16 protein-coding genes are annotated in these 21,082 nt (G+C 63.0%); 5 read left to right on the top strand and 11 right to left on the bottom strand.

Translation table 11 applies throughout. The features are described 5' to 3' along the window. Positions 1 to 383 precede the first annotated feature (383 nt). Positions 384 to 1,799 (top strand): ATP-binding protein, encoded by a 1,416-nt coding sequence (locus tag BLR25_RS07535; RefSeq protein WP_091936153.1) that lies wholly within the window; start codon positions 384 to 386, stop codon positions 1,797 to 1,799. Here BLR25_RS07535 and BLR25_RS20940 read toward each other — a convergent pair. After that, positions 1,777 to 2,013, bottom strand: a complete 237-nt coding sequence (locus BLR25_RS20940; protein WP_143009802.1) for a hypothetical protein — start codon at positions 2,011 to 2,013, stop codon at positions 1,777 to 1,779. The genes BLR25_RS07535 and BLR25_RS20940 overlap by 23 nt on opposite strands. Positions 2,014 to 2,018: 5 nt before the next feature. On the opposite strand from BLR25_RS20940, the gene BLR25_RS07530 reads away from it, so the two are divergent. Then, positions 2,019 to 3,749 carry a methyl-accepting chemotaxis protein gene (locus BLR25_RS07530; RefSeq protein WP_091936150.1) on the top strand — a complete coding sequence of 577 codons (1,731 nt, stop codon included), beginning with the start codon at positions 2,019 to 2,021 and terminating at the stop codon, positions 3,747 to 3,749. A 2-nt stretch (positions 3,750 to 3,751) separates the two neighbouring features. On the opposite strand, the gene BLR25_RS07525 is transcribed toward BLR25_RS07530, so the two are convergent. Both BLR25_RS07525 and BLR25_RS07520 read right to left on the bottom strand, forming a co-directional pair. After that, on the bottom strand, positions 3,752 to 4,489 hold the full coding sequence (locus BLR25_RS07525; RefSeq protein WP_091936147.1) for a substrate-binding periplasmic protein: 738 nt from the start codon (positions 4,487 to 4,489) through the stop codon (positions 3,752 to 3,754). A gap of 173 nt (positions 4,490 to 4,662) precedes the next feature. Continuing rightward, the gene (locus BLR25_RS07520; RefSeq protein WP_091936145.1) at positions 4,663 to 7,701 is read right to left on the bottom strand and encodes a PAS domain S-box protein; all 3,039 of its coding nucleotides are present in this window, start codon (positions 7,699 to 7,701) and stop codon (positions 4,663 to 4,665) included. Between the two features lie 399 nt (positions 7,702 to 8,100). Between BLR25_RS07520 and nosP the strand changes: the two genes are divergently transcribed. Together nosP and BLR25_RS07510 are read left to right on the top strand one after the other, a co-directional pair. Then, positions 8,101 to 9,252: a nitric oxide-sensing protein NosP gene (nosP, locus tag BLR25_RS07515; protein WP_091936142.1), complete on the top strand. Its 1,152-nt coding sequence runs from the start codon at positions 8,101 to 8,103 to the stop codon at positions 9,250 to 9,252. Positions 9,253 to 9,254: 2 nt separating this feature from the next. Next, positions 9,255 to 10,403: an ATP-binding protein gene (locus tag BLR25_RS07510; RefSeq protein WP_218122663.1), complete on the top strand. Its 1,149-nt coding sequence runs from the start codon at positions 9,255 to 9,257 to the stop codon at positions 10,401 to 10,403. A 27-nt stretch (positions 10,404 to 10,430) separates the two neighbouring features. On the opposite strand, the gene BLR25_RS07505 is transcribed toward BLR25_RS07510, so the two are convergent. The 8 genes from BLR25_RS07505 to BLR25_RS07470 all read right to left on the bottom strand — a co-directional run bounded on the left by BLR25_RS07505 (position 10,431) and on the right by BLR25_RS07470 (position 19,733). Further along, positions 10,431 to 11,570, bottom strand: a complete 1,140-nt coding sequence (locus tag BLR25_RS07505; RefSeq protein ID WP_143009801.1) for an FIST C-terminal domain-containing protein — start codon at positions 11,568 to 11,570, stop codon at positions 10,431 to 10,433. Between the two features lie 128 nt (positions 11,571 to 11,698). Beyond that, positions 11,699 to 13,126, bottom strand: coding sequence for an SLC13 family permease (locus tag BLR25_RS07500; RefSeq protein WP_091936137.1), 1,428 nt, complete (start codon positions 13,124 to 13,126; stop codon positions 11,699 to 11,701). 235 nt (positions 13,127 to 13,361) lie between these two features. After that, positions 13,362 to 14,684 (bottom strand): short-chain fatty acid transporter, encoded by a 1,323-nt coding sequence (locus BLR25_RS07495; RefSeq protein ID WP_091936135.1) that lies wholly within the window; start codon positions 14,682 to 14,684, stop codon positions 13,362 to 13,364. Positions 14,685 to 14,762: 78 nt separating this feature from the next. Further along, positions 14,763 to 15,710 (bottom strand): 3-hydroxyacyl-CoA dehydrogenase family protein, encoded by a 948-nt coding sequence (locus BLR25_RS07490; RefSeq protein WP_218122662.1) that lies wholly within the window; start codon positions 15,708 to 15,710, stop codon positions 14,763 to 14,765. Then, on the bottom strand, positions 15,707 to 16,534 hold the full coding sequence (locus BLR25_RS07485; protein WP_091936132.1) for a beta-keto acid cleavage family enzyme: 828 nt from the start codon (positions 16,532 to 16,534) through the stop codon (positions 15,707 to 15,709). The genes BLR25_RS07490 and BLR25_RS07485 overlap by 4 nt, the downstream gene beginning before the upstream one ends. A 208-nt stretch (positions 16,535 to 16,742) precedes the next feature. Then, positions 16,743 to 18,308: a sigma-54 interaction domain-containing protein gene (locus BLR25_RS07480; protein ID WP_218122661.1), complete on the bottom strand. Its 1,566-nt coding sequence runs from the start codon at positions 18,306 to 18,308 to the stop codon at positions 16,743 to 16,745. 52 nt (positions 18,309 to 18,360) lie between these two features. Beyond that, the gene (locus BLR25_RS07475; RefSeq protein ID WP_091936123.1) at positions 18,361 to 19,278 is read right to left on the bottom strand and encodes a ketopantoate reductase family protein; all 918 of its coding nucleotides are present in this window, start codon (positions 19,276 to 19,278) and stop codon (positions 18,361 to 18,363) included. Between the two features lie 131 nt (positions 19,279 to 19,409). Continuing rightward, positions 19,410 to 19,733, bottom strand: coding sequence for a HesB/IscA family protein (locus tag BLR25_RS07470; protein WP_091936538.1), 324 nt, complete (start codon positions 19,731 to 19,733; stop codon positions 19,410 to 19,412). 197 nt (positions 19,734 to 19,930) lie between these two features. On the opposite strand from BLR25_RS07470, the gene BLR25_RS07465 reads away from it, so the two are divergent. Further along, positions 19,931 to 21,082 (top strand): FIST N-terminal domain-containing protein, encoded by a 1,152-nt coding sequence (locus BLR25_RS07465; RefSeq protein ID WP_091936121.1) that lies wholly within the window; start codon positions 19,931 to 19,933, stop codon positions 21,080 to 21,082.

Here is a 21,082-nt window from a genome sequence, read left to right as displayed (position 1 = left end):
GTCTTTCCTTTCTCCAATCGCCATGCCATGGCGGGCTCGCGCCTCGCCGTCGCGCGAACGGCAGGACTGCCGTCACGCCACGTTTGTAATGCTATTGCGAATCCGAAATCATGGAAAAATGAGTTTTTTGTCATGACCCCGTCGTCATCACATCCGACCTTTTCCGCGATCGGAACACGTCCCGGCAAGTGCTCCGGATCGCCCGGTGCGGTTGCGGCAACACTGCCAAGCCCTATCCGTACGCGCACGTATAGGCGCATCGCCGGCGCCGGCGATAGGCTAGGCCAATAAGAACTGCGTCTGCCGAAACGAGAGCCGACGCGTGAGAAGAAACCCCATGCACCGGCAAGCCCTGGCCTGCCGCCCGGAGCGCCATCGACCGCATGACTGCTACCACCCAATCGCTCGAACTGTTCGCGTGGAATGACCGCTTCCTGACCGGTGTCGACCTGATCGACGACGAGCACCAGCGCCTCGTTCATCTCATCAACCGGGTGGCGACCTTGCACGGCACCTCGGCCGACAGCGCCGAGGCGCGCGCGATGCTCGAGGAGCTGATCGCGTTCACCGGCGAGCACTTCTCGCACGAAGAGCAGGTCATGGACGGCGTCTGCGATACGCGCTTCGTCATGCAGCACAAGGTGCTCCACCGCAAGTTCCTCTGGGAACTGGAGAAGATCCGGCTGTCCGACTCCTCGTCGAGCGCCATCGAATATCTGTTGCGTTTCCTCAGCAGCTGGCTGGCCTACCATATCCTCGGCATCGATCAGTCGGTCGGCCGCCAGTTGCGCAAGATCGCCGGCGGAATGTCGCCGGCGCGGGCATTCGAGGAAGAAAAGTCGCACGTCTCCGACCCGGCCACGTCGAGCCTGCTCAACGCGATGCAGAACCTGACCGGCATCATCTCTCAGCGCAACCAGCAACTGACCGAACTGACCACGCAGCTCGAAGCCACGGTAAGAGAAAGAACCGCCAAGCTCACCCATGCGGTACACGATCTTCGCCTTCGCAACGAGGAACTGCTCACGCTCAACAAACAACTTGCCGAAGTGCGGCAACAACTGCTCCAGGCGGAAAAGCTCGCCTCGATCGGCAGCCTGGCCGCCGGCGTCGCGCATGAAATCAACAACCCCATCGGCTTCGTCAAGTCGAACCTCGGTCAGCTCGCCTCAAGCCTGAAAGCCCTGCTCGCCGCCATCGAACGCGACGGCGTGCAACTCAAGGGCATCGACCTGGAGTCCTTGCAGGAAGACATCCCGGAACTCATCCGCGAATCGCAGGACGGGATCACCCGGGTGGTCCGCATCGCCGACGATCTTCGTTCCTTCGCCCAGATCCAGGAATCCGGCGTCCCGGGATGGACCCGATTGTCCGTGCTCATGGACGGCGTCGCCCGCCTTCATCCGGCCCTGGTCTCGGGCCGTGTCACCTTGGCCCGGAACGACTCGGCGCCGGTGGAAATCCGCTGCGTGTCGGCGGAAATCGCCGACGTCGTGAGCGCCATCATCAACAATGCCGTCGACGCCATCACACACGATCGCGGCCGCATCATTCTGCGGACGGGCAGTGGCACCGATGACGCCTGGATGGAAATTGAGGACAACGGCAAGGGGATTCCGCCCGATTACATTCACAAGATCTTCGACCCCTTCTTCACCACCAAGGAGGTTGGCGCCGGTACGGGCATGGGCTTGGCAAGAGCCTATGGCATCGTGCGCAAACACGGGGGGCGCATCGAAGTGCGCAGTTCGCCCGGATCCGGAACGGTTTTCCGCGTCACATTGCCGCGCGGCGAATGATCCCGGCATTTGCCGGTCGGCCGCTTCGCGCCGCCGGCGACCCATCGAAATCCAATGGAATATGCCGAAAAAGGGCGGCGCCGGCAGCGATTTCCCTAAACTTTTCACGCATTTCGATCTCCAACCCTTGAATCGGGACACAGGGGCCGCTGGCGGCGCTGCTTGGAACAGGAAAGCCGTCGGACACTGCAACCGAAATAACCACGGGGGTCATGCACCATGCTGTTATCCTGGATTTCGCCAAGGCAAGGCTCGCTGAAAACGCGCCTGCTCGTCGCTCCGGTCGCCTCGCTGATCTGCTTCGCCGCACTCGGCCTGCTGTTCCTGGAGTTGATCGACACGAGCCTGCGTCGCGATCGCGAACTGCAGCTCGTTTCGGTCGTCGAAGTCGCGTCGGGGGTGTTGCAGCACTACCAGGCACTGGAAGCCGACGGTTCGCTGTCGCGCGAAGCGGCGCAGAAAGCGGCGCTGCAAACCCTGAAGAAAATCCGCTATTCGGGCACCGAGTACCTCTGGGTCAACGACCAGACGCTGCCGTATGCGACGATGATCATGCACCCGACGGTCCCGGCCCTCGACGGGCAGGTACTCGACAAGGAAAGCTTCAACAAGGCGACGCGCATGTACAGCCCGGACGGCGCCACCGACGAACCGCTGGCGCATGGCAATCTGTTCTCGTCCTTCGTCCGCATCGTCGCCAAGCACGGCCAGGGCTTCGTCGCCTACGAGTGGCCAAAGCCCCTGCCGGCGGGCGGCGTCACCACCGCGCTCTATCCGAAGCTCTCTTACGTCAAGGGCTTCGAGCCGTGGCGCTGGATCGTCGGTTCGGGCGTCTATATCGACGATCTGCGCACCGCCTACTGGCGCATCGCCTGGGGCGTCGTCGCCGGTCTGCTCGCCGTCGGCGCGCTGACGCTGATCGTCGCCTTGCGCGTGCGACGCACATTGATCAACGAGATCGGCGGCGAACTTGACGGCGCCCTCGCCGCCATCGGCCGCATTGCCTCGGGCGATCTCGCCACGGCTATCGGCGACGAACGCACGCCGCCGGCCAGCATGCTCGCCTCGATCGAGTCGATGCGTTCCCAATTGAACACGCTGGCGAGCGCCATCATTCGCAACTCGAATGTCCTCTCCGACGACATGTCGACGCTGACAAACGATGCCTCCAGCATGAGCGGCCGCCTGGCCGCTCAGAAATCGGCGTTTGACGAGGTCCGCAACCTGGTCGAACGGATGCAGGCGCAGTTGCTGCTCATGGCGGAAATGGCCAAGGACACGGAAAACAGCACGCAGTCGATCGCTCAACGCAGCGTCGACGGCGTCAGCCTGATGACCGAGACGATGCGCGACATGCGCCTTATCGCCGGTATCATCGAGAAATCCTCGGGCGAAGTGCGATTGCTTTCAGAACAGGCGCAGAACGTCGGCAGGATCGTCAGCCTGATCCATGAGATTGCCGACCAGACCAACCTCCTCGCCCTCAATGCCGCCATCGAAGCGGCGCGCGCCGGCGAATCCGGGCGCGGTTTCGCCGTCGTCGCCGACGAGGTCCGCAAGCTGGCCGAACGCACGGGAAGCGCCACCAAGGACATCTCGACGACAGTCGGGCAGATACAGACGAAGGTGCTCGACGTCGTCGCCGAAATGCAATCGGCAACGCCGGTGGCGCATGCCGGCGTCGACACCGCCGACAAGACGGTCGCCATGCTCAACGATTTTCGCCAGGCCGCCGAAGATGCCGTCGGCAAGATGACGCAGCTCAGCGTCATCGTCGGGCAGGAGGTGGAGAACTCGCGCAACGTCGTCGACACGGTCGGCCAGTCGATCGAAGTCACCGAACAGGCCGTCTGCATGGTCGAGGGCGCCGCCAGCATTGCCGCCAAGGCCGATCGCACGGCGGACGAACTGAAGGGTCAGGCCTCACGCTTCCGGGTCACCGGCGCCTGAGGTCACAGCCCGTGCGCGCGTTCGATGCGGCGCAGCGTGCCGTCCCGCTGCATGTCGTCGAGCGCCTGATCGAAGCGACGGGCGATATCTTCGTGGATGCCCGGCTGTAGCGCCAGGTAGGAATACGCGCTTTCCACCGGCGCCCCCTTGACCTCGACCCGCGCCTCAAGGCCGAGATCGCGGATCGCCTGCTGGCCGACGGCACGGCTGCTGATGACAAGATCGACCCGCCCGGCCAGCAGTTTCCGCAAACTTTGCGCCAGGGTTGTCGCATCGTCGGCCCGCAGCACGCCGGCGCGGACCGCCTGCGCGAACCGCTCGCCATAGGTCAGCCCGGTCACCACACCGACCGTCATCCCCGCCAGCGCGCTCAAGTCATCGACATACGCCGGGTCCGACTCGCGCAAGCCGAACAAGACGAAATCCTGCTTCAGGACCGGATGACGCGTAAACAGCATCCGCGCCCGCCGCGCCTCGGTCGGCTTGATCGTAAACAGGCCGTCGACCTTGCCCGCCTCGTAGTAGGCAATCGCCCGCGCCACCGGATACGCGTCGATCCGGAGCGGCTCACCGATGCGCGCGAATGCCTCGCGAACGACATCGACCGAAAATCCGACCGGCCGACCGTTGTCGATGCGGACATAGGGGGCGAACTCGAAGGTCGCGAGGCGTGTCACCTCCTGCGCGTCAGTACGAACCGGGACGCAGAGCAGAAACAACAGGAGGAAGCGCATCAGCATGAACGTTTTCGCCAAGCCAGGTGGATGCTTTCGGCATTGATCGCAGGGATGTTGTTCACACTATAGACGCCAGGCGCGAAGGCGCTAGACGCATCGCTCAATGCTTCGCCGACATCGTCTTTCTCGGCGCTCGCCCGCCGGCACGGCGCAGGATCAGACCGGGAAGACCCCGATCAAAGCCGCAACCACTTGAGAACGATCTCGTAGAGGGCTTCGGGCACCACCGGCTTCGGCAGGAAATCGTTCATGCCGGCGGCAAAGCAGCGCTGCCGGTCTTCCGAAAAGACGTTGGCGGTCATCGCCACGATCGGCACCTGCGCGCGGTCCGGCAGCAGACGAATCCGGCGCGCCGCTTCGAGTCCATCCATGACCGGCATCTGCATGTCCATCAGGATGAGGTCATAGCGCCTTTCGGTTGCCAGCCGAACCGCCGCCTCGCCGTCCTCGGCGACATCGATGGCCGGCCAGATATCCTCGAGCATGGCCAGGGTCACTTCGCGATTGATCGGCTCGTCCTCGACCAGCAACACCCTGGCCGACGTGTGGTCGCGGGCGAGCACGAGCTCGGCGGCAACCCCCGCAACCGTCGCCGGCATGGCCGTCGGCGCCTCCATCTTCTTCAACCGGGCGGTGAACCAGAACAGGCTTCCTTTGCCGGCTTCGCTGGTGGCGCCTGCCTCGCCGCCCATCAGCTGCGCCAGCTTCCGGGTGATCGCAAGCCCCAGGCCGGTGCCGCCATAGCGTCGCGTCGTCGAGTTGTCGGCCTGCTCGAAGGCGTTAAACAGCCGGCGCAGCCGTTCTTGCTCGATACCGATGCCGCGATCCTCGACCTCGAAACGGATCAGGTCTGCCTGCCGCCCCGACTCCGTCACGAAAACGCGCACGGTGACCTCTCCCTGCTCGCTGAACTTGATGGCGTTCGACCCGTAATTGAGCAATCCCTGCTGCAAGCGGGTGGCATCGCCGAGATAACGGCAACGATCGGGCAAGCGGTTATCGACGACAATCCTGAGATTCTTCTTTTGCGCCTGCATGCCGAGGATCGACGAGACATTCTCGATGACCGAGCCGAGTTGTGTTTCCGCCTCCTCGAGCGTGAACTTGCCGGCTTCGATCTTCGACAGATCGAGGATGTCGTTGATGATTTCGAGCAAGTGCTGTCCGGCGCGTTCGATCCGGTTCAGGCGATCCTCCTGCAGCGCCGACACGCCCGAGCGACGGATGAGATGGACCATGCCGGTGATCGCATTGAGCGGCGTCCTGATTTCATGCGACATATTGGCGAGGAAGGCGCTCTTGGCGACGGTCGCCGATTCCGCCAATCGCCTCGCTTCCTCGAGCGCCCGTTCGGCACGGCGCCGGACGACGATCGACCAGAGGTCGTTGCCGATCAACTGCAACTGGTTGACATCGGCGTCGTCATACTCGCTCGTCTTGTTGCCGACGCCCATCAGCAGACGCACCTTGCCGCCGTCGACGACCGGAATACCGGCATGCCGCAGCAGCGGCGCGTGCCCCTCCGGCGTGACCTTCTTGTTGGCCAGTCCCGGATAATCGTTGTGAATGACCGGCCGCAGGAATCTCACCGTATCGGCCCACACACCGGCCGCCGATACCGGGTAATGATCGTCATAGGCGGCCGAACAGGCTTCCAGGGTTCCGCTCGACCAGGTCTGCAGCGCAATCGTCTCCTGGTCCTCATTGACGAAATGCACATAACCGATCTGACTGTCGGTCAGCCGCACGGCCTCGTCGACGCCCATTCTCAACAGTTCGATTTCGCCCAGCATGGGCGCCTTCTGACTCATCTCGAACAGCGCGGTCAACCGTTGGTCGCTCTTCGACAGCCGGAGGTTGGCGGCCTCCAGCTGCCTGACCAATATGCCCATCGATTCGGCAGCGGCTTCGGCCGACTGTTTGGCCGCGATCAGCGCCGCCTCGTTTTCCTTGCGCCTCGTGATATCGGTCATGAACGCGATGTAGCGCGGCGCCTGGCCATCCTCGTCGGAATGATAGTAAATCGTCATTTCCGCGGGAATCAGCGCGCCGCTCTTGGCCCGGTGCTCGGTCTCGAACTTGACGACGCCCTGGCGGCGAATCTGCTCCGCCACCTGCGGCAACCGGTCGGCGGGGACGTTCGGATCGATGTCGGAAATGCCGAGACCCAGCATTTCCTCGACGCTGTAGCCGAGTATGTTGGCATGGGTGTCGTTGGCATACAGAAACCGTCCCGTGACCGGGTCCGCCCAGGTGATGCCGATCCCGACCTTGTCCATGGCAAATTGCGTGTCGCGCAAGGCGCGGTTCGCCCGATCGAGTGCCTCGGTGCGCCCGGCGACGAGTTCTTCGAGCCGTTCGCGATGTCGTTCGAGTTCTTCCTGCGTCCGGCGCTGCTCGGTGATGTCGTGTGCGATGCCGAGGACGCCAATGACGCCGCCATCGCTCCGGAACATCGGCGTCTTGATCGTCAGCAGCAAGGCCTCGTGCCCGTCGCTACGATAGGTTACCCACTCCTCGTTGACACTTGGCTTGCCCGCCGCAATCGCATTGCGGTCATTTTCCCGGAAGAAATCGGCCAAGGCCTTCGGCATGAAATGGTGGTCGCTCTTGCCAACGATCTCGCTCTCCGGCGCACCGAAAAAGCGTTCGAATTCAGGGTTGCATGCCAGGAAAATACCGTCCTGATCCTTCAGCCAGATCATCTCGGGAATGGTGTTGATGAGCGTGCGCAGAAAGGTCCGCTCCTGCTCCAGCGAGCGATTCGCGCTGAAAAGCTCGCCCGCATCCTGACCGGCGCTGGCCAGCAACCGGTTACGCTCAGTCATCGATTGCCGCAACTGCTCGTTGGCCGTCATCAGACGAACGAGCTGCGCCTTGTAGCGGGAGACCAGGAAGCTGATGCACAGGAACAGCCCCACCGCCTCGATCGTGTTATAGACATGCAGCACCAGCGAATAGCCCTCACCCAGGCCACCGGTATGCGCCGTCGCGCGAACGATTCCGGAAACCACGGCGACCGCCAGCGCGGCCGTCGTATTGGCATACCAGGCGACGAGAAAGAGCGGGCCGATGTACAACAGTTCGAACAAGGGCGCCGTCCCGGTGGAAAAATCGGCATAGGCGACGACGATCTCCATCGCCAGGCCCAGCAAAGCCGCACGCCCTCCCGAAAAACGAAAGGCCGCGAATCCCGGATGCTGCTCGTTTGCCATTTATCTTGCCCTGTCGGTTGGCGTTGACCTAATGTTATTCAATCCAGGTTTTTCATACAAACAACATATATCGATCCGCCCGAACAACGCCGGACAGATAGTTTTTGCAGAAGGCTTGGGCGCAGCACACCGCAGCGTCCGTCCACGACGGGCCAGGACACACGACACCAGCCTTTCAATAAAATGATTAATTCGTATTATATGATAAAATTGGTAATGCGCATCTAACCGCCAACGATTACCCTCAGCACGAAGGCCAGTATTCACCCCAATCACTCACCGCTCCCCGCGCAAGGCAACCATTCGCCCTCAAGGGAGTCAACACGGCGACGCCATTGGCACCGCACGATCCATTCGGCCCCGCGCCGACGCCATACCCCCCGCACATAGAGGATCGCCATGAGCGAGCATCATTCGATTCGAACCGCCCAATCGACCGCCACCGACACGCGTCAGGCCGTCGCCGAATTCCATGCCCAGGTGATGCAGGAGAACGTCGGCTGCATCCTGTTTTTCTGTTCGAGCCAGTATGACCTCGACGTACTGGCCGAAGAAATGAACCGACGCTTCGCCGGCATTCCCGTCGTCGGCTGCACCACGGCCGGCGAGATCGGGCCGGCCGGTTATTGCAGCCACAGTCTTTCCGGCGCCAGTTTCCCGTCCGATTCGTTCAGCGTCGTCGTCGGTCTGCTGCAGGATTTGAAGTGTTTCGAGTTCGCCAGCGCCCACGCCTTCCTGCAGACCCAGCTCAAGCGCCTGGAAATGGCGAACCCCGCCGCCACCGGCGACAACAGCTTCGCGTTCATGCTGATCGACGGCCTGTCGGTGCGCGAGGAAGCGGTGGCCAGCTTCCTGCAGACTGCGCTGGGCCGAATTCCCCTGGTCGGCGGTTCGGCCGGGGACGACCAGCGCTTTTCCCGCACCCGGATTTTCCACGACGGCGCCTTCCACTCGGACTGCGCCGCGCTGCTGCTGATCAGCACGCCCTTCCCCTTCCAACCCTTCAAAACGCAGCATTTCACGCGCAAGGACGAGCGCCTCGTCGTCACCGAAGCCGACCCGGAAAGCCGCGTCGTCCGCGAAATCAACGGTCTCCCGGCCGCCCGGGAATACGCCCGCGTCATCGGTGTGCCGCTCGACGATCTCAAATCCTTCCACTTCGCCAGTTCGCCGGTGGTCGTCGTCATTGACGGCACCGACTACGTGCGCTCGATCCAGAAGGTCAATCCCGACGGCAGCCTGACCTTCTTCTGCGCGATCGAGGAAGGCCTGGTCCTGCGCGTCGCCCAGGGCATCGACCTGATGAACAACCTGAACGCCGCCTTCGACAGCCTGAGCGAGTCGCTCGGCCCGGTGCAAACCGTCCTCACCTGCGACTGCATCCTGCGCAATCTCGAAATCACCCAGAAGGGACAGAAATCCCGGGTCGGGCAGGTATTCCAACAGCACAATGCGGTCGGCTTCAGCACCTACGGCGAACAATACGGCGGTGTTCACATGAACCAGACCCTGACCGGCATCGCCATCGGCAGCGACATCGCCCGGCGCTAGCCATGTCGATCGCGGACACGACGCCTCCGGGCGACGAGCAGGCGCTACGCGCTGAAATCGCGCGGCTGAACAAGATCAATCTGGCGCTGATGAATCGCGCCGAGCGCAGTACCAGCGCGCAGAACTCGCAGTTCGGCATGTTCCAGACGGCGCTGGTGCTGGAAAAGCAGGTGCAGGAACGCACGGTGCAACTGGACTCGGCGCTGCGCGACAACGAAAAGATCAACCGCGACCTGCAGATCGCCACCGAGCAGATGGAGGCCGAGATCGTCGAGCGCAAACGCGCCCTGGTCGCGCTCGAGCACGAGAAGGAAGAACAGCGCATCCTGATCCGCAAGCTCGAGGATGCGCAGAACCGCCTGATCCAGGCCGAGAAAATGTCGGCGGTCGGACAGCTGGCCGCCGGTATCGCCCACGAAATCAACAATCCGATCGGATTCATCACCTCGAACCTGGGCACGCTCAAGCGCTACACCGAGGATTTCCTCGCCCTGATCGAGGCCTACCACGCGACACAGCCGGCCTTGCCGGCTGCGCAGCGAAGCGCGCTCGACGCGCTGCGCACGCGGATCGATATCGACTTTCTCGGCGAAGACGTCGCCATCCTGCTCGACCAGAGCCTGGATGGACTGGAACGGGTCCGGCGTATCGTCGCCGACCTCCAGGACTTCTCGCGTGTCGGCGAATCGGAATGGCAAAGCGTAGACCTGCACCGCTGCCTCGACAGCACGCTCAACGTCGTCACCAACGAACTCCGCCCGAAGGCCGACATCGTCCGCGCCTACGGCCGGATTCCGGTCATCACCTGCATGCCGTTCCAGCTCAACCAGGTCTTCATGAGTCTGATCCGTAACGCCGCCCAGGCCATCGACGGACACGGCACGATCACCTTGCGGACCGGCGGCGACGAGGACTCGGTCTGGGTCGAGGTCGAGGACGACGGAGCGGGGATCGCCAAAGAGACGCTGCCGCGCATCTTCGACCCGTTCTTTACGACGAAGCCGGTCGGCACCGCAATGGGGCTGGGCCTGTCGGTATCCTACGGTATCGTCGAACGCCACGGCGGGCGCTTCGACGTGCGCAGCACGGTCGGCAAGGGATCGACTTTCCGCATCACCCTGCCGGTCCGGCCGAAGCCCCCGCAGGCGTGAACGAACGGGAACGCATCGCCCTCCCCCTCAGCGAATGCAGACGATCGCCGCGTTGTGGAAACGCGGCATGCCGAACTGATCGTCATCGCTGACGATTTCGCCGAGGCTGAGCGCGCCGCACATGCCGCCGACCGCCACGCGTTCGCGCAAGCCGGCCAATTCGACATCGGCGCCCTCCCGCCCGAAGTGCAGGCAACGCCCGGCGCAATAGAACACCAGCACTGAGCCGGCGGCATCCCCGCCGGCCAGGGCTTCGCCGATCGCCGCGACGCAGCGGCTATCCTCGAGCGCCGGCGCCTTGAGCACCTGCAAGGCCGTCCGCTCGGGAATTTCGCCGACGCAGCGGAGACTGCCGTCGGCATCGAGCGCAACCGGAATGCGCACCAGGCAATCGAATGCCGATGCCATCCCCAGCGGAAAATGAACGGCATGCTGGTAGAAATTCTCGGCCGTCACGTCCACGCCGTATTCGGCCAGGATCTGTTGGCGATAGGCCTCGATGGCCGGCCGGTCGTCGATGGTATCAACGCAATTGCCGCAGGTCGTCGTCGCCTGCATGCGCTTCGGCGACGCGGTGTATTCGTGCCGGGCGACGACCTCGGTCGCGGCCGGCCAGAAAAATCCGAGGACGCCGTGCGTGACGCTGCGCTCGCCGTCGAACAGGCTGGCGATCGGTTCGAAGGATTCGCTGCCGACATTGACACCGCTGTACGAGACCGTGTTCTCGAGCCGTTCGTACAGCCCGTCGAGAATCGTGCCGATATGGGGAATCAGGGCGTCGAAGGCGAGAAAGAGCTGCGGCCGTTCGGTGGCGGGCGTACCGGTCATCAGGCGCGCGCTGACTTCGTCGGCCAAACGGGCCGCTGCATCGTCGCCGGCCGCATCGAGATCGCCGATCAGACACCACGGCGGCATCGGATCCAGAACGAAGGCCACCAGCCCGCGATCGACGATCCCGCCTTCGGTGACCAGCGCCGGAAAAACACCGCCGACGACCGGGACGCCAAGCGCGCGACACGTCGACTGGATCTCGCCGATCCGACCCTGGTCCTTCTCCGCCAGCAGGACGAACACGCCCATGTCCGCCGCGCTCTGCCGCCACGCCGTCAGGCGGGCCCCGAGCGTGTCGACGGCGTCCGGCGCAAAATAGCGATACCGCTTCACCACGAATCTCCAAGCAATGCTGCCGACCCAAGACAACGGGCCACGCCCTTCAGCGTATGTGACAGCCAGCCTGGATTCAATACGCGATTGCACGTATTGCCGACGTCATAGTGCCGGCGCTTCCGGCGCCCCTAGATCCAGCCGAGCAGACGCCACCAGAGGAAATCGAGCGGCACGATCAGCGCAAAGCTCAGGACGCCGAGCGGAATCGTGATCCTCAGCACGTGCCCGAGCTTCTCGCCCGACAACTGCATCGCCACCACCAGCGGCCCGACCTGATAGGGAAAGATCACTGTCGAAAAGCCGACCACCTGGGTCATCAGCACCGCCGTCAGGCTGAACCCCGAGGCCGCGGCAAGCTCCGGCGCCATCGGTGTCAGCACCGTCGGCACGCCGGGAATCGTGGTGATCAGGCCGGTCAGCATCGACATCAGCGACAGCGAATAGAAGTTCAGCATGGCATGGCCGGCTTCGAGCGGCAGCACATAGCGCAAGCCTTTGCCGACCAGCGTGCCGAGACCGGAGTCATGGACGAGCGCCCCGAGGCCGAGGGCGGCCGAAACGAACAGGACGATGCCGAAATCGACCGAGGTATTGAAGGCTTTCGGCGCCACCACGCCGACCCGCGGCAAGAGCAGGCAGACGGCGGCAACGAGGCCGACCCAGGCGGCGTTGATGCCGTGCAGGCTGTCGGTCATCCAGAAGGCCAGCATGACCAGCAGGATCGTCGCGACGCGGCGCTGCGCGCCGGCATCGACGGGCGGCTCTCCGGCCTTCGCCGCCGGATCGGCGGCTTTCGGCTGCGCCTCGGCGCACTCCGTCAGGCGATCGGGAAGGCGATCAGGAAAGAGCAGCAGCACCAGCGCGATCAGCAAGGCCGACTTCAGGATGCCGAGCAACGGAAAATGCAGGCTCAGGTAACTGGCATAGCTCAGGCTGATGCCATGGAGCGTCTCGCTGGCGCCGGCGAGGATCATGTTCGGGATGTTCGCCGGCAGAATGGCGAAACTCGGCATGTTGCACGCCAGCGCCAAGGTGACGGCGATGCCGATGCGGCCGTTCGAGCCGGGACGGAAGCCGACGCGTTCGGCCAGCGCCATGCCGATCGGCAACATCACCACGGCCCGGCCGGTCGAGGACGGCATCAGAAAGCCGAGCAGGCTGGCCGAAATCGCCAGTCCGGCGATCATGTGCGCGTAGCTGCCGGCGAGCAAGGGCGCCAGTATCGCCGCGAGGCGCTGGCCGAGTCCGGAAACGCCGATCGCCGAACCGATGACGAAGCCGGAGACGATCAGCCAGACCGCCGTCGAGGCAAAGCCCGAAAAGATCAGATCGGGCCGCGCCAGGCCGAATACCACGACCAGACTGAAAAAGATCAGGCTCGTCAAAAAGGGCGGCAGAACGCCGGTGCTCCACAGCGCCAGCGTCACCATGACGACGGCGGCGCACTGCGCGGTGCGCGCACCGACGCTCGCTGCAAAAGGACCGAAGGCAACCCAGACCGCCGCCAGTACGGCAACCAGAATGAACAGATGCTTTGCCGAAAATTCGCTACGCAAGACGTTTCTCCCGAAAACGCAAGCGTACCGCAGCGTCCGCCGGCACGGAAGGACGGCACCACCTCTCGTGCGGATGCGCGATGATGATGGGCAAGGCGATGACTTTCCTGACGCACTTGCCGGATCCGGGAACACCAACGTCCACGCCGGGCATTACTCTGTCATGACCGGTGCCGGTGCGCATGACGTCAAAAAAAAGCGCCCCGCGCGGGGGCGCCCAAACACCACCGGGGGGTCAGTGGGGAATCAGCATGATGCCGGTGATGGCAACGATGTTGCCGACGATGAAGAGCAGCACCGACACGCCGATCAGATCGCGGATGCTGATCTTGGCGATGGCCAGCAGCGGCAACGCCCAGAACGGACAGACGATGTTCCAGATGCTCTCGCCCCAGGCAACGCCCATCGCCACCTTCCACGGCTCGACGCCGAGCTTGGCGGCGGCAGGCAGCATGATCGGCGCCTGCACGACCCAGTGCCCGCCGGCCGACGGCACGAAGATGCTGATGATCAGCGAGGACAGGTAGCAATACAGCTCGAAAGTGTCGTAGGTCGAGATGTTGAGCAGCACATTCGAGATGATCTCGACCAGGCCGCTGCCCTTCATGATGCCGAGGATACCGGCATAGAACGGGAACTGCAGGATGATGCCGCCGGCCGTCGCGGCGCCCTTGTTGGTGGCACGCACGTAATTGATCAGCGAGCCGTGCGCCCAGACGCCAAGGATGAGGAAGATGAAGATCAGGATGTTGATGTTGAGCGAACCGCCCTTGCCAAAGTAATAGGCGATGTAGCCGGCGCCCATCAGGCCGAGCGTCCAGTTGAGGAAGCGGCTGGTATCGAGCTTGTCGGAGATCTCGGTCCCCTCGACGCTCTTCGTCTCGATGGCATCCTTCTCGAACAGGCTGGGATCGGCCGTCAGCGTGTCCTCTTTCTTCGGGATCATCAGCACCAGCACCAGCGGGATGACGATTGCAAGAGTGATGGTGATGAACAGCGCCTGCGGATGGAAGATCGTCTGCGACAGCGGGATCAGCCCCATGTCCTTCTCGAGGAAGTGACCCTTGGTGTTGATCAGCAGCGGCACCGACGCCGACAGGCCGCCGTGCGTGATGATGATGCCCGAGAAAGCGGCGGCGACCAGAATGCGGAAGTCATAGGTCGGGTTGTTCTTGGCCGCCTCGCGGGCGATCAGGCCGCCGGCGATCAGGCCGAGCCCCCAGTTGAGGTAATACAAGGCCATCGACGCGACGCCGATGAACATGACCATCTGCACCTGCGTCTTCGGGATCGAGGCGATCTTCTGCAGCCCGCGCTGCACCAGCGGCGCCGCCGCCAGCGCGTAGCCGGTGACGATGACCATGGCCATCTGCATGGCGAACGAGAGGATGCCGAAGAATCCGTCGCCCCAATCCTGCACGATCTTGACCACCGAGGTATTGGTGAAACCGAGCGCCATGCCAATGACGGTCAGCGTAATCAGCCAGGCGATCGTGAAGGGATCGGGCAGATACTTCTGCATCAGATTGACGAAAAACATCAAAATTTTATTAATCATGAATGACCTTCCTGTTCTTCGTGAGGCGGGCGGCGCCAGGCGCCGGTCCCGCGTGCATTGTCCGTGTTGCTGCGACGCTCAGGCGTAGAACGACGACGCCTTGAGCTGATGGATCAGCTTGCGCATGAACTGGCGCTTGATTGCGGCGACCTCTTCAGGCGGATACTTGAAAAAGCCTTCGCCCGTCTTCAGGCCGAGTTTCCCCTCCTCGACCTTGCGTCGCAGCGCCGGATTGGCTTCCTTCGCGTTGTCCATCTCCTTGAGCAGGTTGTCGCCGACCACGCACCAGATATCGAGGCCGCCGAAATCGGCGACTTCGAGCTGGCCGGTCGTCGCATAGCGGAAGGCCGGGCCGAACTTGAGCGCCTTGTCGATATCCGCCGGTTCGGCGACGCCGTTCTCGATCAGCGAGAAGACTTCGCGCGCCACCCCCTGCTGGATGCGGTTGGCCACCAGTCCCGGCACATCCTTGAGCACCTTGACCGTCTGTTTGCCGATGGCGACGTACATCGCCTCGACCTCGGCATAAGTTTCCGCCGGCATATTACCGAAGAATGACAACTCGACGATCGGCATCAGGTGACCGGGGTTATACCAATGGCACACCATGAAGCGCGACTTGCGCTCGGGCGACAAGGCGACCAGCATCGACTCGAGGCTGAGGCTCGACGTATTGCTGGCGAAAATCGCCTCTTTCGGCGCCAGCATGTCCAGGCGCAGCAACAGATCGCGCTTGAGCTCGATCTTTTCCGGCGCCGCCTCGATGACGTACTCGCGGTCGCCCACGGTGAGGCCAAGGTCGGTGGAGGTCGAGATCCGCGCCAGCGTCGCCTCGACCTTGTCGGCGGTGATATAGGCTTCCTCGACCAGCAGGTTGAGTTCGTCGCGGATCGCCCCGCGCGCCTTCGTCAGCTGGGCTTCGTCGACGTCATAGAGCCTGACGTCGAAACCGTGCAGCGCGAAGGCTTCGGCGATGCCGTGCCCCATGGTGCCGGCGCCGATGACGGCAATCTTGTTGATCATCATGCCCTCGCTTTCAGATTGAGGATCTGGCGGGCGTCGGTCGGCGTCGCCGGGTCGTTGTTGAACTCCTTGACGAGACGGACGGTGCGCTCGACGAATTCGGCGTTCGATTTGGCCAGGCGTCCCTTCGCGTACATGACGTTATCTTCCATGCCGACACGCACATGCCCGCCGAGCGACAAGGCGGCGAAGAGGATCGGCATGTGCCCGGCGCCGATGCCGAAGGCCGACCAGACGGCATCGGCCGGCAACAGGCTCTTGAGATAGACGAGGTTCTCGACCGTCGCCGCCGTGCCACCCGGCGCGCCGAGCACGAACTGGTAGTACCCGGGCGACTTGATGACGCCCTGCTTCATGTAATAGGCGGCGTTATAGAACATGCCGGCGTCAAAGACCTCGATTTCCGGCTTGACGCCGTTCTCGATCATCGTCCGGCCGAGCTTTTCGAGGAATGCCGGATGGTTCACGAACAGCGTCGAGTGCCCCCAGTTCATCGTGCCGGCATCATACGAGGCCAGTTCCGGCTTGAGTTCGATGATGTGGGCCATGCGCGTTTCATCGGTGGCGTTGAGATCGCCGGACGTCGTCAGGTTGAGGACGATGTCGCACTTCTCGCGGATACGGCCGACGGTCTCGATGAAACGGTCCTTGTTCATCGTGCCCTTGCCTTCCTCGTCGCGCATGTGCAGGTGGGCGATCGCCGCACCGGCCTGCCAGCATTCGAACACGTCGTCGGCGATCTCGCGCGGCGTCAGCGGCACGGCCGGGTTGTGTTCCTTGGTGGGAAAGGCGCCGGTCGGGGCGACGGTAATCATGGTCTTTGCCATTCAATCCTCCTTTGTGTTTTTGGCGGGAGGCATTGAGCAAGAAACCGGCCATCAGCTAACTCATTGATTCTTAATACACCGCATCCATATCGATGAAATATGTCATCGGTCTCGTCGACACAGCGAGCCCGGCGAACCTTTCGGCGATCGTGAAAACCGTCATATCCCCAGTAACGGCGGACGTTTTGCCACAGATGAAAAAATTCATCTAGCGATGCAAAACGTCATCACCCAGACAAAGACCGAGTCGCTTCGCCTTCTTGACGATCGTCGACTGATCGACTCCGAGCGCCTTTGCCGCCTTGCGCGTGCTGCCATGCGCACGCAAGGCGTCCTCGATGACCGAGCGTTCGACGGCCTCGACGATCGCCTTGAGCGAGCGCCCCTCGCTCGCGACAGTCGCCGCCGGTGACGCCTCGGCCAAGCGCCGGACCTCACCCGGATGCAGCATTGGCAGCAGGCAATCGCCGGCAATGATGGACGACTGATCCGAGATCAGCACCAACCGCTCGATGACGTTCTGCAATTCGCGCACGTTGCCCGGCCATGCATACCCGCCCAGAATATCCATGCCGTCGCGGCTGATGCGCACTTTCTTCGAATATTTGACGTTGTAATGATCGAGAAAATGCGCGGTGAGTACAGCGATGTCATCGGGGCGTTCGCGCAACGGCGGGATGGTGATCGGGAAGACATTGAGCCGGAAATACAGATCGGCGCGAAACTTCCCGGCCTGGGTCAGCGCCTGCAGGTCGCAGTTGGTCGCGGCGATCACGCGCACGTCGAGCGGCACCGGCCGCGAACCGCCGATACGCGTCAGTTCCTTCTGCTGCAGCACGCGCAGGAGCTTGCCCTGCAATTCCAGCGGCATGTCGCCGACCTCGTCGAGCAGGATCGTCCCCTTGTCGGCCAATTCGAACAGGCCGATCTTGCCCTTGGCCGACGCGCCGGTATAGGCGCCCTTCTCGTAGCCGAACAGCTCGGCTTCGAGCAGGTTCGCCGGAATCGCCGCGCAATTGACGCGGATGAACGGCTTGTCGCGGCGCGTGCTGCCCTCCTGGATCTCGGTCGCGACAATCTCCTTGCCGACGCCGGTTTCGCCCTGGATCAGCACGGTCACGTCGAAATCGGCGACGCGCCGCACCAGCACGAGAATTTCGCGCACCTGACGGCTTTCGCCGATCAGCTTGGCATTCAACCAGTCCTTGCGCAGATGCTCGATTTCGCGCCGGTGGCGCTGATCGACGGCCTCGACGCTGCGGATCTTGTGCTTGGTCGCCTCCAACTCGACCAGCATCGTGTCGAGATCGGTGATTTCGCGCTCGATGACGGCCACCAGCTTGATGTTGCCATCCCGATCGAATATCGGGTTGCCGGTGATCAGCATGCGCGCGCCATTGCGCAGACTCTGGCCGACCGAATCGACACGCTTCTTCAGGCGCAGCACTTCGGGCGTCACCGCATTGGAATAGAAGCCGGCGTCGAGCAATTCCTGCACGCTGCGGCCGACGACTTCATGCGACAGCAAGCCGGTGATCCGTTCGTAGGATTTGTTGACATACAGCGTCCGCCCGGTGCCGTCGGCGAGATAGACGCCGTCATAGAGATGGTCGCCGATCTCCTCGAAATCGAGGACCGTCGGCGACTCGAAGCGGGCGAGCAATTCCTTCAGGCGGATGCCGACGGCACGTTGCGTCGCGGCGCCGGACGGCGCGTTCGCGAGGCTTTCGGCCGCTTCGGCCAGCAGGCATTTCATTTCGGACAACGAAGACATCGAAGATCCCTTGCAGAAAAGCGGCCGACCCGGCCCCGCCGTGCCCCCTGGCTCAGCGGTAGTTGTTTTCGATCGTCGTGATCATGTTGAGCAGCATCGTGTTGACCGGCGTCGCAATGCCATGACGCCGTCCCAGCGCGACGACGGTACCGGCAAAGATCTCGATCTCGGTCTTGCGCCCGGCCTCGACGTCCTGCAGCATCGACGTCTTCTTTTCCGGCGAAAGGCGGCTGAAGATCGGAAAGAAGGCCTCGATATCGGCCTCGCTCAGGGCGATGCCCTCCGGCGCGGCGACAGCGAGCACCTCGCGACAGGCCATGCGCACGCATTCACGCGCCGCCTCGCTCGTCTGGAAGACGCCGTACGGCGCCTTCATGATCGCCGAGGTCGGGTTTATGCCGACATTGAGCATGAACTTCCACCACAAATCCCGCAGCATATCGACCGGAATGCGATACGGGATGCCGGCACGTTCGAGAAGATCGCGCACCGCCGCGACGCGCGGCGAAATCTCGTCGTTGCGCGCCTCGCCGAAGACGATCGTGCCGAGCGTCCGGTACTCGATGCACTGACCCTTGCGACCGGCATCGGTCTCGACGACAAAGGAATAGAGCGGCTGCACGCCGAGTTCGGCGGCGATGACCTTCTCGCTCTCGATGCCGTTGAGCAGCGACAGGATCAGGGTATCGGGCCCGACGAAGGGGCGCAATTGCCCGATCGCCTCGGGCAACTGGTGCCATTTGACGCCGACGATGACGAGATCGGCCGGCGGCGCCGCATCGTCGGGACGCAGAAATGACAAACGCAGCCGCTCGCCATTGACGACGACGCCGTCGTCCTCATAACGCCGGATGCGTGCCGGATCGGCAATGACGCTCAAATCAAGGCCGGGAACGGTCGCCAGTCGGGCGGCATACATGCCGCCCAAGGCGCCGAGCCCGCAAAAATGGATGCGCTGCAAGGAATTCATGGTTTTCGCTCTGCGAGGAGAAGAAGTGCGATGCGCCACGGTTCGTGACCGCCGCCGATTCTCCGATCAACCGGCAATCATTTCAAGCGGCACGCGCCTATTCCGACCGCATTGATGCCGTCACAGGCGGCTCAGACGTAAAAACTGTCGCCGCAACCGCACTGGCTCGTGACATTCGGATTGATAAAGGCGAAGCCGCTGTCATCGCCGATTTCGAGAAAATCGATGACGGTTCCGGCCAGCCAGACCAGGGACTTGGGGTCGACGAAGATCTTCTCGCCGTGGCTGTCGAAGACGAGGTCTCCGTCCTCGCCGGCATCGACGTACTCCAGACGATAGGCGAGGCCGGAGCACTCCGACGTCTCGACGACCACCCGGATGCCCTGCCCACCGCCACGCGCCACCAGATGATTGCGAATCTCGGCCGCCGCCCGTTCGGTAAAGCTCATCGTCATGCCAACCATCCTCTTCCTCGTTACTGGCATATGCCGTCGAAAAAACCCGCCCCCCCGAAATACAGCCCCCCACCAAAGCGGTGGACGCGCTTTCGGGAGCGCGACTATACTGGACCTGTAACTTATAACAGTTTGGCACGCCAACACCACGATTTGCCTGACTTCTGGCGTTCAGGACGTTGCCTTGGGGGAGCAGCATGCCGATGCAATTGAGCATACGCCGGGCGCAATCCTGCGCCGAGGGCGCGCGCGAAGCCGTCGAGGCGTTTCATGCCGGCGTCGCACAAGCGAAGATGGCGCTGGTCGTCTTTTTCTGCGCCAGCGATTATGACCTTGACGCCATCGCCGCCGAGATGCGCCAACGCTTCGCCGGTGTTCCGGTGATCGGCTGCACCACCGCCGGTGAAATCGGCCCCGCCGGCTATTGCGAACACAGTCTCAGCGGCGCCAGCTTCGCCGCTGCCGATTTCCGGGTGGCCTGCGGCTGTCTCGACGAACTGCACGCGGCGACGCCGTCGCGCTGCCAGGCGCTGACATCGACACTGATGCGGCAACTCGAACGACAAGGCGGCACGGCCGACGAAAACCATTGCTTCGCCTGGACGATGATCGACGGCCTGTCGGTGCGCGAGGAATCGATCGTCCGCTTCATGCAAAGCGCCTTCGGCAATATCCCGCTGCTCGGCGGTTCGGCCGGCGACGGCGGACGTTTCGGCCGCACCGCCATTTATTGCGACGGATATTTCCGCAGCGATCGTGCCGTCTTCGCCCTGATCGCCACCGATCTGCCGTTCCGCCTGATCAAGACGCAGGGCATCGAAGCGACCGAAGAGCGGCTGGTCGTCACCGAAGCCTTGCCGGAACAGCGTATCGTCAAGGAGATCAACGGCCTGCCGGCCGCCGGCGAATATGCCCGCGTGCTGGATACGGCGGTGAGCAGGCTGACCGATGAAATCTTCATGCAACATCCGCTGGTCGCCATGATCAACGGCGTCTGCTACGCCCGCTCGATCCAGCGGGTCAATGCCGACGGATCGCTGCAACTCTATTGCGCCATCGACAATGGCCTGGTCCTGCGGGTCGGCCGCTGCGCCGGACTCGCCGACAATCTCGACAGCGAACTCGCCGCCATCGACGCCGACATCGGCACCCCGCAGATCATCCTTGCCGGCGACTGCGTACACCGCAAACTCGAAATGGCCTGCAGTCCGGACCGGCAGCGCGTCGAGGAATTATTGCAGCGGCATCATGTCACCGGTTTCGGGACCTACGGCGAGCAGTACCGCGGCATCCACATCAACCAGACCTTCGTCGGCGTGGCGATCGGTTCGGGCGGGACATTGCCTTGA

Source organism: Propionivibrio dicarboxylicus (assembly GCF_900099695.1).
Lineage (GTDB): Bacteria > Pseudomonadota > Gammaproteobacteria > Burkholderiales > Rhodocyclaceae > Propionivibrio > Propionivibrio dicarboxylicus.
This window is presented reverse-complemented; position numbering and strand designations above follow the sequence as displayed.